The following is a 15903-nucleotide window of genomic DNA, read 5'->3' as shown; positions in this document are numbered from 1 at the left end:
AGGGTGCGTGCGCCGCCCCGAAGATCGCACGGGTCGCGGTGGGGTGTGCGGGGCGGGAGGCGGCGCCCGGGGCCCGTGTCCGCGCCCCGCGCCGGGGCGGGGGTGTTGTCGGTGGCGGCCGTTACGCTCGCCGCATGGCTGTGAACACGTCGCCCGAGTCCCCGCTGCCCGTCGGTGAGGTGTCCCGGCTCATCGGGGGGTGGATCGACCGGCTCGGCGCGGTGTGGGTGGAGGGGCAGATCACCCAGCTGTCGCGGCGGCCCGGCGCGGGGGTGGTGTTCCTGACGCTGCGCGACCCGTCGTACGACATCTCGGTGAGCGTGACCTGCTACCGGCAGGTCTTCGACGCGGTGGCCGACGTGGTGAGCGAGGGCGCGCGGGTCGTGGTGCTCGCCAAGCCCGAGTGGTACGCGCCGCGCGGGCAGCTGTCCCTGCGGGCCGCCGAGATCAAGCCGGTCGGCGTCGGGGAGCTGCTGGCCCGGCTGGAGATGCTGAAGAAGTCGCTGGCGGCGGAGGGGCTGTTCGCGCCGGAGCGCAAGCGGGCGCTGCCGTTCCTGCCGCAGCTCGTGGGCCTGGTGTGCGGGCGGGCGTCCGCCGCCGAGCGGGACGTCCTGGAGAACGCGCGGCACCGCTGGCCCGCCGTCCGCTTCGAGGTGCGCAATGTCCCGGTGCAGGGTGTGCACGCGGTGCCGCAGGTCGTGCAGGCGGTCAAGGAGCTGGACGCGCTCGACGACGTGGACGTGATCATCGTCGCGCGGGGCGGCGGCAGCGTGGAGGACCTGCTGCCGTTCTCGGACGAGCAGCTGGTGCGGGCCGTGGCGGCCTGCCGTACGCCCGTCGTGTCCGCGATCGGGCACGAGCCGGACAGCCCGCTGCTGGACCTGGTCGCCGATCTGCGCGCCTCCACCCCGACCGACGCCGCCAAGAAGGTCGTCCCGGACGTCGGCGAGGAGTACGAGCGGGTGCGGATGCTGCGCGACCGGGCCCGGCGCTGCGTGGAGGCGTACGTGGAGCGGGAGGAGCGAGGGCTCGCGCACGCTCTCGCGCGCCCCTCGATAGAGGATCCGCACCGGATGATCGACGAGCGGGCCGACCATGTGGCCTCGCTCCTGGACCGCGGCCGCCGGTGCCTGGGCCATCTGCTGGACCGGGCGGCGTCCGAGCTGACGCACACGCACGCGCGCGTGGTGGCCCTGTCCCCGGCGGCGACCCTGAGGCGCGGGTACGCGGTGCTGCAGCGGGACGACGGGCACGTGGTGCGCGACCCCGGTGAGGTGGCGGCCGACGAGGTGCTGCGCGCCCGGGTCGCCGAGGGCGAGTTCTCCGTACGAGTCGACGCAGGAAGCGATGCATAGGGTGGGCGCATGACCGGCAAGGTGGAAGAGTCCCTCGGCTACGAGCAGGCCCGGGACGAGCTGATCGAGGTCGTACGGCGGCTGGAGGCGGGCGGCACGACGCTGGAGGAGTCGCTCGCGCTCTGGGAGCGGGGCGAGGAGCTGGCGAAGGTGTGCCGGCGCTGGCTGGACGGGGCGCGGGCACGCCTGGACGCGGCGCTCGCCGAGGAGGAGGCCGGGGAGGGACGGGAGGAGGGCGGCGACGACTGACGCCGCCCGGACGTTCCGCGAAGGGGCGGAGCCCTGTGACACCGATCACCGGGCTCCGCCCCTTTGTTGAACATTGAACTTGTCTCGCGTACGCTCGCTCCCGTAAACGGTCCCCGGTCCGCTTACGTGCCGCGCGCTCCCCGTGCGGTACCCCCACGACGCACCACCGAGAAGGTTCCGCATGTCTCTCGTCCTCGACCCCGCCGCCCAGGACCTGCTGTTCCGCGAGGCCCGCACCGCGAACTCCTTCACCGACGAGCCGGTGACCGACGAGCAGGTCCAGGCGATCTACGACCTGGTCAAGTACGGCCCGACCTCCATGAACCAGTCCCCGCTGCGCGTCACGCTGGTCCGCTCCGCCGAGGCCCGCGAGCGCCTCGTCGCGCACATGGCCGAGGGCAACCGGCAGAAGACCGCCACCGCCCCGCTGGTCGCGATCCTCTCCGCGGACAACGAGTTCCACGAGGAGCTGCCGGTCCTCTTCCCCCACTTCCCGCAGGCCAAGGACGCCGTCTTCGGCGACCGCGTGGTCCGCGAGAACAGCGCCGCGCTGAACGGCGCCCTCCAGGCCGCCTACTTCATCGTCGGCGTCCGGGCCGCCGGGCTGGCCGCCGGCCCGATGACCGGGTTCGATTTCGAGGGCGTCCGCAAGGAGTTCCTTGACGACGACCACACTCCGCTGATGATCGTCAACATCGGCCGTCCCGGCCCGGACGCCTGGTTCCCCCGCTCCCCGCGTCTCGCGTACGACGAGGTCGTCACCACGGTCTGATCCGGCGCACGGCCCCCCGCGGGTCCGCCGCACATGGCGAAGGCCCCCGGCGTCACGCCGGGGGCCTTCGCCGCGCTCAGGGGGTCACTCGGCGCGCAGGGCCTTCGCCATCTCCGTCAGCTGCCCGAACGAGCCGGTGCCGGCGACCACGGTCGTCGCGCCGTCCTCGCGGGAGACGAGGGCGTCGTACCGGCCTCCGGTGTAGCGGGTCCAGGTGCGGTCGCCGATCCGCTCCGTGACGTCCGTCCGGTGGCCGCCCTGGCTGGCCTGCTCGATGAAGTCGTCCGCCTTCTCCATCGACTGCTGGACCTGCACATAGCCCCCGTCCGGGGTGTGATAGCCGAGGTGCCAGGCGTCGAACTTGTCGCCCTGGAACCGCACGGAGGTCGGCTTCCACGTGTCGGGCAGCCCCTGCGGCGCCACCACCGGGTAGGACGCCGCCCGGCGGGCCGTGAGCAGCTCGACGCGGTAGTCGACCCGCGGGAGGTCGGGCGTGCCGTCGTCGTGCGGCACGAAGAGATACACGACTCCCGCCGCGAGCACGGTCACCGCGAGGGAGAGGACCATGTTGCGGACCGACTTCTGCTTAACCTTCGAACCAGCCACGTCCCTATCGTCGCAGGTGCCCGCTCTGCTCATCCGTGGGGCCCCCTGCTCATTCTGTCCGCCCAGGGATAGAGTCAGGCCCGTCACCCTCATCCGGCCGTCGTCGTATCAGAAAGGTGCGCTCCGATGACCGAGAATCATCATCATCTGCCGTCCGAACTCGAAGTACCGAGCGAGGCCCCCGACCGCAACCTGGCCCTGGAACTGGTCCGTGTGACCGAGGCGGCCGCGATGGCGGCGGGCCGCTGGGTCGGCCGCGGCGAGAAGAACGGCGCCGACGGCGCCGCGGTGCGCGCCATGCGGACCCTCGTCCACACCGTGTCGATGAACGGCGTCGTCGTCATCGGTGAGGGCGAGAAGGACGAGGCGCCCATGCTCTTCAACGGGGAGCGGGTCGGCGACGGGACCGGGCCGGAGTGCGACATCGCCGTCGACCCGATCGACGGCACCACGCTCACCGCCAAGGGCATGCCCAACGCGATCTCCGTGCTGGCCGCGGCCGACCGGGGCTCCATGTTCGACCCGTCGGCCGTCTTCTACATGGACAAGCTCGTCACCGGCCCCGACGCCGCCGACTTCGTCGACATCGACGCGCCCGTCGGGGTCAACATCCGCCGGGTCGCCAAGGCCAAGCGGTCCACCCCGGAGGACGTCACCGTCGTCATCCTCGACCGGCCCCGCCACGAAGGGATCATCAAGGAGATCCGGGACGCCGGCGCGCGCATCAAGCTGATCTCCGACGGCGACGTCGCCGGCTCCATCTACGCCCTGCGCGAGGGCACCGGCGTCGACATGCTGCTCGGCATCGGCGGCACCCCCGAGGGCATCATCTCGGCCTGCGCCGTGAAGTGCCTCGGCGGCACCATCCAGGGCAAGCTGTGGCCGAAGGACGACGAGGAGCGGCAGCGGGCGATCGACGCCGGGCACGACCTGGACCGCGTCCTGATGACGGACGACCTGGTCGCCGGGGACAACGTCTTCTTCGTCGCGACCGGCATCACCGACGGCGAGCTGCTGCGCGGGGTGCGCTACCGGTCGGAGACCGCGACGACCGACTCGATCGTGATGCGGTCGAAGTCGGGCACGGTGCGCCGGATCGACTCCGAGCACCGGCTCAGCAAGCTGCGGGCCTACAGCGCCATCGACTTCGACAGGGCGAAGTGACGGCGCGGCGGTCCCGCTGACCCAGGGCGCCCCCGGTGCGGAGGGGGCGCCCTTTCGCGTCTTGCCGGCGTCGTGTCTCAGCCGGCCTGGGCTATGCGGTTCGCGGCGCCCACCGTCTTCTTCAGCTCCATCTCGCGGCGGCGGCGCCGGGCGAGGACCACGCGGCGCTCGGCCGCGGTCAGCCCGCCCCACACGCCGTACGGCTCGGGCTGGAGCAGCGCGTGCTCGCGGCACTCGACCATGACCGGACAGCGGGCGCAGACGCGCTTGGCCGCTTCCTCGCGGGACAGGCGGGCCGCGGTGGGCTCCTTGGAGGGGGCGAAGAACAGCCCCGCCTCGTCGCGCCGGCACACCGCCTCGGTGTGCCAGGGGGCGTCCTGATCCCTGTCTCGCGCTGGCACCCGCTGGGCCGGAACGGCGGCTACCTGCAGGGACGAATGCGGCGGTTGCAGCACGGTCTACTCCTGACGACGGCTTCGCGAGCGAGAGACGATGCGACAAGGTCTACCCGCTGTACGCGTGCCTATGCAGGGAGTTCCGAACCGCTGGTTCCCGGGCCGCCGCGCGCGCCCGCCGGGAGCGCCGACCCCGGGAACCGGCCCGTCCGGTTCACGGTCGTCAATGCTCCAGGTGGCGCCGCAGACTCCGGTCGACCTTGCGGTGCACGCGGTCCAGGATGTCCGCGACCAGCTTTCCGCGCCGCGGCCGGCCCTCGATGCTGCCGAGCACGGCCCAGCCGTCGACGTGGACGACCGGCGCGTCCGGGTCCTCCGCGTCGAGATGGTCGACCTCGAAGGAGCCGAGGACACCGCCGCCGGTGCCGCGCAGCGACACGTTCTCCGGGACGCTGACCTCGACGCTGCCGAAGACCGAGAACGCCCGGATCACGATGTGCTGGTACTGGAAGAGGGCCTCGCTGAGGTCGATCTCCACGCTGCCGAACACGGCGTACGCGTGGATACGGCGGCCCGCGCGCCAGCGCCCCTTGCGCACGGCGCTGCTGAACACGGCGACCACGTGGTCGTCGGCGTCGGCCGGGACCGGGGCCGGGGCCGGGCGCGCGGCGGCCGGGGCGGCGCGGCGCGGGTGCCCGGCGGGCAGGTCCCGGATGAACACCTCCAGCTCACCGACCGTCCTGGCCGCGAGGACGCCCTCGACCCGCTCGGCGTGCTCGTCGGAGGTCAGGCGCCCCTCGGCCAGGGCGTCGCGCAGGATGTCGGCGATGCGGTCACGGTCGGCGTCGGAGGCGCGGAGCTCGGCGGCGGGAGCGGGCGCGGTGCGCTTCTGAAGGTCCACGGCAGCAGCGTACCGAAACACGATAGATCGCGATACCCCTCGGTCGATTCGTCCCGGGGCACCGAACTGAGCCTCACCTCACAGGCTGGCCGTCGGAGGCAGGTTCTAGTCTGGTGGACGCTGCCAACGGAGGCCAGCCGCTGCTGTCGAGTGAGGAATGGGCGAGATGCCTGAGTTCGCATACACCGATCTGCTCCCCCAGGGAGAGGACACCACCCCGTACCGGCTGGTGACCTCCGAGGGTGTCTCCACCTTCGAGGCCGACGGGCGGACGTTCCTCAAGGTGGAGCCCGAGGCGCTGCGCAAGCTCGCCGAGGAGGCCATCCACGACATCCAGCACTACCTGCGCCCCGCCCACCTCGCCCAGCTCCGCCGGATCATCGACGACCCCGAGGCGTCGTCCAACGACAAGTTCGTCGCGCTGGACCTGCTGAAGAACGCGAACATCGCGGCCGCGGGCGTCCTCCCGATGTGCCAGGACACCGGCACCGCGATCGTCATGGGCAAGCGCGGCCAGAACGTGCTGACCGAGGGTGAGGACGAGAAGGCGCTCTCCAAGGGCATCTACGACGCCTACAAGAACCTGAACCTGCGCTACTCGCAGATGGCTCCCCTCACCATGTGGGAGGAGAAGAACACCGGCTCGAACCTCCCCGCCCAGATCGAGCTGTACGCGACCGACGGCGGCGCCTACAAGTTCCTGTTCATGGCCAAGGGCGGCGGCTCCGCCAACAAGTCGTTCCTCTACCAGGAGACCAAGGCCGTCCTGAACGAGGCCTCCATGATGAAGTTCCTGGAGGAGAAGATCCGCTCCCTCGGTACGGCCGCCTGCCCGCCGTACCACCTGGCCATCGTCGTCGGCGGCACCTCCGCCGAGTACGCGCTCAAGACCGCCAAGTACGCCTCCGCGCACTACCTGGACGAGATCCCCGCCGAGGGCTCCGAGCTGGGCCACGGCTTCCGCGACAAGGAGCTGGAGGAGAAGGTCTTCGAGCTGACGCAGAAGATCGGCATCGGCGCGCAGTTCGGCGGCAAGTACTTCTGCCACGACGTCCGCGTGGTGCGCCTCCCCCGGCACGGCGCGTCCTGCCCGGTCGCCATCGCCGTGTCCTGCTCCGCCGACCGCCAGGCCGTCGCGAAGATCACTGCCGAGGGCGTTTTCCTGGAGCAGCTGGAGACCGACCCGGCGCGCTTCCTGCCGGACACCACGGACGAGCACCTGGACGAGTCCGGTGACGTCGTCAGGATCGACCTGAACCAGCCGATGGACACCATCCTGGCCGAGCTGACGAAGTACCCGGTCAAGACCCGCCTCTCCCTCTCCGGCCCGCTGGTCGTGGCCCGCGACATCGCGCACGCCAAGATCAAGGAGCGGCTGGACGCGGGCGAGGAGATGCCGCAGTACCTCAAGGACCACCCGGTGTACTACGCCGGTCCCGCGAAGACCCCCGAGGGCTACGCGTCCGGCTCCTTCGGCCCGACGACGGCCGGCCGCATGGACTCCTACGTCGAGCAGTTCCAGGCCGCGGGCGGCTCCAAGGTGATGCTCGCCAAGGGCAACCGCAGCAAGCAGGTCACCGACGCGTGCGCCTCCCACGGCGGCTTCTACCTCGGCTCCATCGGCGGCCCCGCCGCCCGCCTCGCCCAGGACTGCATCAAGAAGGTCGAGGTCGTCGAGTACGAGGAGCTCGGCATGGAGGCGGTCTGGAAGATCGAGGTCGAGGACTTCCCGGCGTTCGTCGTCGTCGACGACAAGGGCAACGACTTCTTCCAGGATCCCGCGCCCGCGCCGACCTTCACGTCCATTCCGGTACGCGGCCCCGGACTCGCCTGAGCGTTCCGTGACGAATCGCCTCCACGGGGAACAGTGGTCGGGGTGCCGGCGCTGTGACACGTGGAGGTGATCGTCGATGACCGACGAGCAGGACAGGACCGAGTACCGCACCGAGCACGACTCGATGGGCGAGGTGCGGGTGCCCGCCCACGCCAAGTGGCGGGCCCAGACCCAGCGGGCCGTGGAGAACTTCCCCGTCTCCGGGCAGCGCATCGAGCGCGCCCACATCGAGGCGCTCGCCCGGATCAAGGGCGCCGCCGCGAAGGTGAACGCCCGGCTCGGGGTGCTCGACAAGGACGTCGCCGAGGCGATCCAGGAGGCGGCCGCGGAGGTCGCCGAGGGGCGCTGGGACGAGCACTTCCCCGTCGACGTGTTCCAGACCGGGTCCGGCACCTCGTCCAACATGAACACCAACGAGGTCGTCGCGACCCTGGCGACCGAGCGGCTCGGCCGGGACGTGCATCCGAACGACCACGTCAACGCCTCCCAGTCGTCCAACGACGTCTTCCCCTCCTCCATCCACATCGCGGCCACCGCCGCCGTCACGCGGGATCTGATCCCGGCGCTGGAGCACCTCGCGGCGGCCCTGGAGCGCAAGGCCGGGGAGTTCGCCGACGTCGTGAAGTCGGGGCGGACCCACCTGATGGACGCGACGCCCGTGACGCTCGGTCAGGAGTTCGGCGGGTACGCGGCCCAGGTGCGGTACGGCGTCGAGCGGCTGCGGGCCTCGCTGCCCCGGCTCGCCGAGCTGCCGCTGGGCGGCACGGCCGTCGGCACCGGCATCAACACCCCGCCCGGGTTCTCCGCCGCCGTCATCGAGGAGGTGGCCCGGGCGACCTCGCTGCCGCTGACGGAGGCGCGCGACCACTTCGAGGCGCAGGGCGCCCGCGACGGCGTCGTGGAGACCAGCGGGCAGCTGCGGACCATCGCGGTCGGGCTGACGAAGATCGCCAACGATCTGCGCTGGATGGCGTCCGGCCCGCGCACCGGCCTCGCCGAGATCTCCCTGCCCGATCTGCAGCCGGGGTCGTCGATCATGCCGGGCAAGGTGAACCCGGTGATCCCGGAGGCCGTGCTGATGGTCGCCGCGCAGGTCGTCGGCAACGACGCGACGGTGGCGACGGCGGGCGCGGCCGGCAATTTCGAGCTGAACGTGATGCTGCCGGTCATCGCGAAGAACGTCCTGGAGTCGGTGCGGCTCCTCGCGAACGTCTCCCGGCTGCTTGCCGACCGCACGGTCGACGGCATCGTGGCGCACCGTGAGCGGGCCCGGGAGTACGCCGAGTCGTCGCCGTCGGTCGTCACGCCGCTCAACAAGTACATCGGGTACGAGGAGGCCGCCAAGGTGGCCAAGAAGGCCCTCGCCGAACGCCGGACGATCCGCCAGGTCGTGCTGGACGGCGGGTACGTGGAGCGCGGCGACCTGACGCTGGAGCAGCTGGACGAGGCCCTGGACGTGCTGCGGATGACACGCCCGTAACGCCGGTCACGAAGGCGTGAACGGTGACCCGTCTCGCAGCGTCGCATGCCTGGGGCACCTAATATCTGTGCATGGCAGACGGCGGATCGATGACGACGGAAGTGGAAGCGGGCGGGTCGACGGGCTTCTGGGCCCCCGGGTCGCAGATCCTGTGGCGGTACCGGGAGAACGCGGGCCGTCGCTTCCACATCGCGCGTCCCGTCACCGTCGTACGCGACGACGAGCGGCTGCTGGCGGTGTGGCTCGCGCCGGGCACGGAGTGCGTCAAGCCGGTGCTGACCGACGGGACGGCCGTGCATCTGGAGCCGCTGCGGACCCGGTACACCAAGCCGCGCACCGTCCAGCACGACCGCTGGTTCGGGACCGGCGTGCTGAAGCTGGCGCGCCCCGGTGAGCCGTGGTCGGTGTGGCTGTTCTGGGAGCCGGGCTGGCGGTTCAAGAACTGGTACGTGAACCTGGAGGAGCCGCTGGCCCGCTGGGCGGGCGGGGTGGACTCCGAGGACCACTTCCTCGACATCTCGGTGCACCCGGACCGCAGTTGGCACTGGCGTGACGAGGACGAGTTCGCGCAGGCCCGGCGGGACGGCCTGGTGGACGAGGAGCTGGCCGGGCGGGTGCGCCGGGCCGGGGAGGCGGCGGTGGAGGTGATCCGCGCGTGGGGGCCTCCGTTCTGCGACGGCTGGCAGAACTGGCGCCCCGATCCGTCCTGGGCTGTACCTTCTTTGCCTGAGGACTGGGACCGTACGCCCGCGCGGCTGTCGTCATGAGACCCTTGATGCGCCCCCCCGCGAGAAACGTAGGATCGTCCTCCGCACGGGCGCGCGGGGACAACTGACGGACGAAGCGCCGGGCTTGACCGATCGTCACCGAGGGGCGGCAGGACGTGAGCGAGGGTTACCAGGGCGACGCCGGCACGGACCGGCGCCGGTACCGCACCGGTGGCACAGGAACTGCCTCTGGTCACGCGGGATTTCCGTTCCTGGGGCATGCATTCCGGGTATCGGAGTCTCGGCGGGACGAACTGCACGCGCGGCGCGCGGCCCCGGACGGATGGATTCGAAAGGCGTGACGGAGCAGCCGACCTCCTTCGAGCGCCCCGAGGCGGGCGTCGACCCCGCGGAGCCCCGCGGGGCGCTCGCGCGTGTCTCGGCGCCCCGCGCCGCGTCCGCGCGCCCCTCCGGTGGCGGTGCCGCGTTACCCGCGCAGGCGCGCACCGGAGAGACCCCTTCCACGCCGGGCACCACCGCACCGCCCGGCCCGAGCAAGGAGCCCCCAGTCATCGTCGGCAACGGTCCCGAGCACGCGCAGCCCTCCGTCGCCGAGCCCGACGCGCACCGGCCACGGCCCGCGCCGGAGGCCATTCCTCCGCAGCCGGGCGCCGAGCAGCCCGCAGCGTCGGCCGAGCGGCGCACGGGCCAGCCGGTGCAGCCGGGCCGTCCCACGCCGATGCGGCGGGACGGGGACCGGCTGCGGTTCGTGGGCGCCGCCACGCGGCGGATCGCCCGCGGTCTGGATCTGGACGAGATCGTGATGGGGCTGTGCCGGGCGACCGTGCCGACGTTCTCCGACGCGATCCTCGTGTATCTGCGGGACCCGCTGCCGGTCGGTGACGAGCGGCCGACGGGCCCGGTGGTGCTGCGGCTGCGCCGTACGGACCGTATCCCGGAGGAGCGGGACACCGAGGGCTTCCTGCCGCCGGCGCCGCCCGCGGAGCCGGCCGAGCTGGCCGGGCTGTCGTCGGTGACGGCCGAGCTGTGCGAGGTGCGCCCGGGCGGCGCGCTCGCCGAGGTGCTGCGCGGGGTCCGTCCGGTGTTCGCGGACGCCCCCGCCGCGCGGGCGGCGCTGCCGGAACTCCTCGGCGAGGAGGGCGAGTCGATCATCCCCGACGGGCAGCGGGCGATCCTTGCCCCGCTGCGGGGGCGGCGCCGGGTGATCGGCGCGGCGGTGTTCCTGCGCCGCCCGGAGCGGCTCGCGTTCGAGCCGGACGATCTGCTGGTCGCGGCCCAGCTGGCCACGCACAGCGCGCTGGGCATCGACAAGGCGGTGCTGTACGGCCGTGAGGCGTACATCGCGGACGAGCTGCAGCGCACGATGCTGCCGGAGACGCTGCCGCGGCCGACAGGCGTGCGGCTCGCCTCGCGCTATCTCCCGGCCGCGGAGACCGCGCGGGTCGGCGGCGACTGGTACGACGCCATCCCGCTGCCGGGCAGCCGGGTGGCGCTGGTCGTGGGTGACGTCATGGGGCACTCCATGACGTCTGCCGCGATCATGGGGCAGCTGCGGACGACGGCGCAGACCCTCGCGGGTCTCGATCTGCCGCCGCAGGAGGTGCTGCACCATCTGGACGAGCAGGCGCAGCGGCTGGGCACCGACCGGATGGCGACCTGCCTGTACGCGGTGTACGACCCGGTGTCGCACCGCATCACGATCGCCAACGCGGGCCATCCGCCGCCCGTGCTGCTGCATCTGGGCGGGCACGCGGAGGTGCTGCGGGTGCCGGCGGGCGCGCCGATCGGCGTCGGCGGTGTCGACTTCGAGGCGGTGGAGCTGGACGCGCCGGCCGGGGCGACGCTGCTGCTGTACACCGACGGTCTGGTGGAGTCGCGGCTGCGCGACGTGTGGACCGGGATAGAGCAGCTGCGGGAGAAGCTCGCCGCGACGGCCCGGCTGACCGGCGCGGACCATCCGCCGCCGCTGGAGGCGCTGTGCGACGACGTGCTGGACATGCTCGGTCCCGGTGACCGGGACGACGACATCGCGCTGCTCGCCGCCCGCTTCGACGGGATCGCGCCGAGCGACGTGGCGTACTGGCATCTGGACCCGGAGGACGCGGCGCCGGGGCGGGCGCGTCGGCTGGCGCGGGGCGCGCTGTCGGGCTGGGGGCTGGAGGAGCTCAGCGACTCCGTGGAGCTGCTGGTCAGCGAGATCGTGACGAACGCGGTCCGCTACGCCTCCCGTCCGGTGACGCTGCGGCTGCTGCGCACGGACGTGCTGCGCTGCGAGGTCGGCGACGACGTGCCGCAGCTGCCGCGGCTGCGGCAGGCGCGGGCCACGGACGAGGACGGGCGCGGGCTGTATCTGGTGAACCGGCTGGCGCGGCGCTGGGGTGCGACCCGGCTGAGCACCGGCAAGGTGGTCTGGTTCGAGCTGAACCGCGGCTGAGCGCCGCGTCCTTGAGGGACGCGGCGCCGCCCGCGGGACCTATTCCTCGTCGTCCGGCTTGGCCGGGTCGAGGGTGATGCCGCCGGTGGGCCGGCCCGTGGGGTCGGTCGTGGGCTTCTGGGTGGTCGGCTCGTCCGTCGGTTCCTCGGTGGTCGGCTCGTCCGACGGTTCCTGGGTGGTCGGCTCGTCCGACGGTTCCTCGGTGGTGGGCTCGTCGGTCGGTTCCTCGGTGGTCGGGGTGTCCGACGGGGTCGGCTTCCGGGTCGGCCGGACGCCGGCGCCCTGGTCGGTCTCGAGGCTGAACCGGGCGTCGGGCTGGGTCACGCCGAACATGTAGGAGGCCCAGATCTGCGCGGGGAAGCCGCCGCCGTTGACGCGCGGGAGGCCGCCGGCGCCGTACATCTTGGTCTGGCTGTGGGTCTTGGCGTCCTCGCCGAACAGGCCGACCGAGGTGACCAGGTCGGGGGTGTAGCCGGTGAACCAGGCGGACTTGTTGTCGTCCGAGGTGCCGGTCTTGCCGGCGACCTTCTGCCCGCTGCGCTTGGGGTTGTTCGCGACGGACTGGCGGGCCGTGCCGTCGTCGACCACGCCGGTCAGGACGGAGGTGACGGTGTCCGCGGCCCGGCGGGACAGGACGCGTTCGCCGATGGGGTCGGCGATCTCGACCTGGCGCGTGTTGTGCTCGGCCTTCTTGAGGATGCCGGGGGTGACCTTGATGCCGTGGTTGTCGAGGGTGGCGTACACGCCGGCCATCTGGAGCGGGCTGGCGCCCATGGTGCCCAGGGTCTGCGCGGGGACGGCCTGGGCCTCGGCGGTGTCCATGCCGAGCGCGCCGGCGACGTCCATGACGTCCTTCATCCCGACGTCGACGCCCATCTGCGCGAAGACGGAGTTGACGGACTTGTTCATCGCCGTCTGCACGGTGATGTCGCCGTAGTCCTGGTCGTCCTCGTTCTCCGGGGCGAACCCGACCTTGGTCCCGCCGTCGACGACGGGGCGCTTGCTGGTGCCGTCGTAGACGGTGTCGGCGGTGATGGGGTCGCCGTCCTGGGTCTGGGCGGCCTGGTCCAGAGCGGCGGCGAGGATCACCGGCTTGAACGTGGAGGCGGGCTGGTAGTCGGCGCGGGTGGCGTTGCTCGTGTAGTGCTTGAAGTAGTCCACGCCGCCGTAGAGGGCGACGATCCTGCCCGTCTTGGGGTCGACGGAGACGGCGCCGGCCTGGACGTCGGCGTCGACCTTGCGCTTCTTCGGGTCGAGCTTGCGGGTGAGTTCGGCCTTGACGGCCTTCTCGAGGGCGGCCTGCCGCTTCTTGTCGACGTTGAGGGTGATGGTCCAGCCCTGGTCGACGACGGCGGCCTCGGCCTGGGAGCGGGTGAGGTTCTGCTGCTCCATCAGCTGGTCCTCCAGCTGACGGTTGGCGAGCTCGATCAGATAGCCCTTCTGGCCCTCGCGTCCCGCGGCGGGCTTGGGCTCCCTGGGCTCCGGCAGCTTGGTCATCTTCTGCCGGTCGGCGCGGTCGAGCCAGCCCTCCTCGACCATGTTGTCCAGGACGTAGTTCCAGCGGTTCGTGACGAGCCTCTTGCCGGTGTCGGACGCGCTCGACCAGTCGTACTGGCTCGGCGCCTGGAGGAGGGCGGCGAGGTAGGCGCCCTGCTCGACGGTCAGCTTCTCGGCGTCGACGCGGTAGTACGCCTGGGCGGCGGCCTGGATGCCGTAGGCGCCGCGGCCGTAGTAGCTGGTGTTGATGTAGCCGGCGAGGATGTCGTCCTTGGTCATCTGGCGGTCGACCTTCAGGGAGATGACCATCTCCTTGAGCTTGCGGCTGACCGTCTGCTCCTGGCTGAGGTAGTAGTTCTTGACGTACTGCTGGGTGATGGTCGAGCCGCCCTGCGCGCCCTTGCCCATGGCGGTGTTGAGCAGACCGCGGGCGGTGCCCTTCAGGTCGATGCCGTGGTCGTTGTAGAAGCTCTTGTTCTCGGCGGCGACGAACGTGTACTGGACCTTCTTCGGGACCTTGGACAGGTCCACGATCTCGCGGTTCACGTCGCCGGCGCGGGCGAGGACGCTGCCGTCGCTGTACTTGTAGACGTTGCTCTGGCGCTGCGCGGCCTGGGCGGCGGCGTTGTCACCGGGGACGTCGACGTACAGGTAGAGGGCGAAGAAGGCGCCGATGACCAGCAGGCAGGTGCCCAGGAAGGTGCCGAGGACCTTCTTCCAGGTGAAGAGCCGGCGTATCCGGCCCGTGCCCTTGGCGCCCTTGCCGCTCGCGGCGCGGCGGGCGGCGGCGCGGCCCCCGCCGGCGTCCGGCGGGGCGCCGACGACGGTCACCGACGGGTCGTCCCCGGTGTGCGGGGGCACTCCGGGGGAGCGCCGGGGCGCCGCGCGGCGGCCACCACGCTGCCGCGCTCGTCTCTCTTCCGCTCGTCCCATGGTTCCGTTCCGCTCCGCTTCGCTTGGGTGTGCGCTCCTGACACACGGGTTCGCCACTTCCGGTCAGCTCCGAAAGCTAACACCGGAAGTTGTGACAAAGGGCGGCCGATCCGGGCTTTTACGGACGTGACAATCAGCACCCACCCCACCGGAACCGACGGCTCAGAGGGCTTCAGGGTTGCCCGCATGGGATAATCTGATATCACTTAGCTAGACGCATGAGAGCACAGCACCTAGACGAACGGGGGCACCACCATGCCGAACGACAGGAACGACACGCCCGGGCACACCACGGCGGCCACGGCCGACGTGCCGGAGATGCCGGCGCCGCGCGTGCGCGAGGTCGCCGCCCACAGCATCGGCGGCGGACTCGCCCTGCTGCTGGGCCTGGTCGGGCTGCTGGTGGGCGCGGGACTGATCGCCGGTGCCACGGCGGTCGGCGGGACCGGCGCCAAGGCGGCCCTGATCATCGCGGGCGTCCTGGTCGCGATCGCCGCGCTGCTCGCGATGTCGGGACTGAACATGGTCGCGCCGGGCGAGGCCCGGGTGGTGCAGCTCTTCGGGCGCTACCGGGGGACGATCCGGCAGGACGGCCTGCGCTGGGTGAACCCGTTCACCTCGCGCACGAAGATCTCGACGCGGGTGCGCAACCACGAGACGGCCGTCCTGAAGGTGAACGACGCCTACGGCAACCCGATCGAGCTGGCCGCGGTCGTGGTGTGGCGGGTCGAGGACACCGCGCAGGCCACGTTCGAGGTGGACGACTTCCTGGAGTTCGTCTCGACGCAGACCGAGGCGGCCGTGCGGCACATCGCCATCGAGTACCCGTACGACGCACACGACGAGGCCGGCCTCTCGCTGCGCGGCAACGCCGAGGAGATCACCGAGAAGCTGGCCGCCGAGCTGCACGCGCGTGTGGAGGCCGCCGGTGTGCAGATCATCGAGTCGCGCTTCACGCATCTCGCGTACGCTCCCGAGATCGCCTCCGCGATGCTCCAGCGCCAGCAGGCCGGCGCGGTCGTCGCGGCCCGCAGGCAGATCGTCGACGGCGCGGTGGGCATGGTCGAGGCGGCACTCGCGCGGATCTCCGAGCGGGACATCGTGGAGCTGGACGAGGAGCGCAAGGCGGCGATGGTGTCGAACCTGATGGTGGTGCTGTGCGGCGACCGGGCTCCGCAGCCGGTCCTCAACACCGGGACGCTCTACCAGTGACGGACTCCGCCGGGGGCTCCGCCCCGCAGGGTCGGCCGCAGCGCAAGCAGGTGCTGCTGCGGCTCGACCCGGCCGTGTACGAGGCGCTCGCCCGCTGGGCGGGCGACGAACTGCGTTCCGCCAACGCGCAGATCGAGTTCCTGCTGCGGCGCGCGCTGGCCGAGGCGGGCCGGCTGCCCGGTGACACCCGGCCGATCCCGCGCCGGGGCCGGCCCCCCGCGCGGCCACCCGAGGCCCCGTAGCAGAACCGTGACAATGGGCCCTCACCTGGGCCTTCACACCCCCTGCCCTCAACTGCACACCGTGCGTATACACACCGGGTATACACCCCGTGTAGTGTCCT

General features: G+C 71.8%; 14 protein-coding genes. 10 read left to right on the top strand and 4 right to left on the bottom strand.

The features are described from left to right. Positions 1-134 precede the first annotated feature (134 nt). The 3 genes from xseA to ADL34_RS29190 all read left to right on the top strand — a co-directional run bounded on the left by xseA (position 135) and on the right by ADL34_RS29190 (position 2376). Complete coding sequence (gene xseA / locus ADL34_RS29200) at positions 135-1355, top strand: exodeoxyribonuclease VII large subunit (RefSeq protein ID WP_062673265.1); 1221 nt, start codon at positions 135-137, stop codon at positions 1353-1355. Positions 1356-1364: 9 nt separating this feature from the next. Further along, entirely contained in the window at positions 1365-1604 is a 240-nt protein-coding gene (locus ADL34_RS29195; RefSeq protein ID WP_062673263.1) for an exodeoxyribonuclease VII small subunit, read from the top strand. A 181-nt stretch (positions 1605-1785) separates the two neighbouring features. After that, positions 1786-2376, top strand: coding sequence for a malonic semialdehyde reductase (locus ADL34_RS29190; RefSeq protein ID WP_062673260.1), 591 nt, complete (start codon positions 1786-1788; stop codon positions 2374-2376). 84 nt (positions 2377-2460) lie between these two features. On the opposite strand, the gene ADL34_RS29185 is transcribed toward ADL34_RS29190, so the two are convergent. Beyond that, a complete protein-coding gene (locus ADL34_RS29185) occupies positions 2461-2982 on the bottom strand; it encodes a DUF4245 domain-containing protein (protein WP_062673258.1) in 522 nt (173 codons plus the stop codon). A 126-nt stretch (positions 2983-3108) separates the two neighbouring features. On the opposite strand from ADL34_RS29185, the gene glpX reads away from it, so the two are divergent. Further along, entirely contained in the window at positions 3109-4146 is a 1038-nt protein-coding gene (glpX, locus tag ADL34_RS29180) for a class II fructose-bisphosphatase (RefSeq protein ID WP_062673256.1), read from the top strand. Between the two features lie 77 nt (positions 4147-4223). On the opposite strand, the gene ADL34_RS29175 is transcribed toward glpX, so the two are convergent. Both ADL34_RS29175 and ADL34_RS29170 read right to left on the bottom strand, forming a co-directional pair. Beyond that, positions 4224-4601, bottom strand: a complete 378-nt coding sequence (locus ADL34_RS29175; RefSeq protein WP_079033618.1) for a WhiB family transcriptional regulator — start codon at positions 4599-4601, stop codon at positions 4224-4226. Positions 4602-4764: 163 nt separating this feature from the next. Further along, positions 4765-5442, bottom strand: coding sequence for a DUF1707 SHOCT-like domain-containing protein (locus ADL34_RS29170; RefSeq protein WP_062673254.1), 678 nt, complete (start codon positions 5440-5442; stop codon positions 4765-4767). Between the two features lie 157 nt (positions 5443-5599). Between ADL34_RS29170 and ADL34_RS29165 the strand changes: the two genes are divergently transcribed. The 4 genes from ADL34_RS29165 (at position 5600) to ADL34_RS29150 (ending at position 11918) form a co-directional block, all read left to right on the top strand. Then, positions 5600-7276 carry a fumarate hydratase gene (locus tag ADL34_RS29165; protein ID WP_107115746.1) on the top strand — a complete coding sequence of 559 codons (1677 nt, stop codon included), beginning with the start codon at positions 5600-5602 and terminating at the stop codon, positions 7274-7276. A 76-nt stretch (positions 7277-7352) separates the two neighbouring features. Continuing rightward, the gene (locus ADL34_RS29160) at positions 7353-8756 is read left to right on the top strand and encodes a class II fumarate hydratase (RefSeq protein ID WP_062673252.1); all 1404 of its coding nucleotides are present in this window, start codon (positions 7353-7355) and stop codon (positions 8754-8756) included. Between the two features lie 71 nt (positions 8757-8827). Continuing rightward, positions 8828-9523: a DUF402 domain-containing protein gene (locus ADL34_RS29155; protein WP_062673250.1), complete on the top strand. Its 696-nt coding sequence runs from the start codon at positions 8828-8830 to the stop codon at positions 9521-9523. Positions 9524-9806: 283 nt separating this feature from the next. Next, positions 9807-11918 carry an ATP-binding SpoIIE family protein phosphatase gene (locus tag ADL34_RS29150; protein WP_199835652.1) on the top strand — a complete coding sequence of 704 codons (2112 nt, stop codon included), beginning with the start codon at positions 9807-9809 and terminating at the stop codon, positions 11916-11918. Between the two features lie 39 nt (positions 11919-11957). Here the strand turns inward: ADL34_RS29150 and ADL34_RS29145 are convergent, their stop codons facing one another. After that, a complete protein-coding gene (locus ADL34_RS29145; RefSeq protein WP_062673247.1) occupies positions 11958-14348 on the bottom strand; it encodes a transglycosylase domain-containing protein in 2391 nt (796 codons plus the stop codon). A gap of 255 nt (positions 14349-14603) precedes the next feature. Here ADL34_RS29145 and ADL34_RS29140 point away from each other — a divergent pair, with 255 nt between their 5' ends. Together ADL34_RS29140 and ADL34_RS29135 are read left to right on the top strand one after the other, a co-directional pair. After that, the gene (locus ADL34_RS29140; RefSeq protein WP_062673245.1) at positions 14604-15560 is read left to right on the top strand and encodes an SPFH domain-containing protein; all 957 of its coding nucleotides are present in this window, start codon (positions 14604-14606) and stop codon (positions 15558-15560) included. Beyond that, a complete protein-coding gene (locus ADL34_RS29135; protein WP_062673243.1) occupies positions 15557-15802 on the top strand; it encodes a hypothetical protein in 246 nt (81 codons plus the stop codon). Before ADL34_RS29140 ends, ADL34_RS29135 begins: the two co-directional genes overlap by 4 nt. Positions 15803-15903 lie beyond the last annotated feature (101 nt).

The sequence above is a fragment of the Streptomyces sp. NRRL WC-3605 genome (genome assembly GCF_001509795.1).
Lineage (GTDB): Bacteria > Actinomycetota > Actinomycetes > Streptomycetales > Streptomycetaceae > Streptomyces > Streptomyces viridochromogenes.
Note: the sequence above shows the minus strand (reverse complement) of the source record. Positions and strands in the feature narration are given on the sequence as shown.